Here is a 612-nt window from a genome sequence, read left to right as displayed (position 1 = left end):
TCACCGTCACCGTGCGGGCAGAGGAAGCGCTGAGCACTAGCTCGAACGATGCAGTGACATTATCCGCATCTCCCTCCGTCACGCTGACCGCTTCCGAAGTGAGCGACGGCGCATCATCGTCATCCTGGATCGTGCCGGTCGCCCCGGTGTCCGCCAGTGTAACCGCATCCGGGGTGCTCAAGGTGACGGTCAGCGTCTCGTCCGCCTCGTCGAGCGTGTCCCCCAGAACCTCGACCTCGATTGTCGCCGCTGTCGCGCCCGGATCTATGCTCAGAGTGCCCGAGGCCGCCGTGTAGTCATCGCCAGCTGTGGCCGTCCCGTCCGCGCTCGCATACGCCACGGAGATCGTCCGCCCGGAAGGGACATCCAGGGTGACGTCGAAGCTCAGAACTGCAGTGCCGGCGTCTCCCTCGCCCACCGTCGCATCGGCGATAGTGAGCGAGGGCGGCGCATCGTCATCCAGAATGGTGCCTGTGCCCTCAGCATCGCCCAGATCGGCGTTGACCGGGCTGGAGACCGCGAGCGTAACCGTTTCGTCGACCTCGTCGAGCGTGTCCCCGACCACGACTACCGTGACCGTCGCGGCGGTCTCGCCGGGCGCGAAGTCGACGG

Annotated in this window: 1 protein-coding gene; it reads right to left on the bottom strand. The window is 66.5% G+C overall.

What is annotated here, in order from left to right:
• Positions 1-612: Calx-beta domain-containing protein (locus tag ACJMKX_RS17970; RefSeq protein ID WP_405228439.1), on the bottom strand; the 612-nt coding region annotated here is incomplete at both ends.

The organism is Lentisalinibacter sediminis, assembly GCF_040706615.1.
Taxonomy (GTDB): Bacteria; Pseudomonadota; Gammaproteobacteria; order Steroidobacterales; family Woeseiaceae; genus Lentisalinibacter; species Lentisalinibacter sediminis.
Note: the sequence above shows the minus strand (reverse complement) of the source record. Positions and strands in the feature narration are given on the sequence as shown.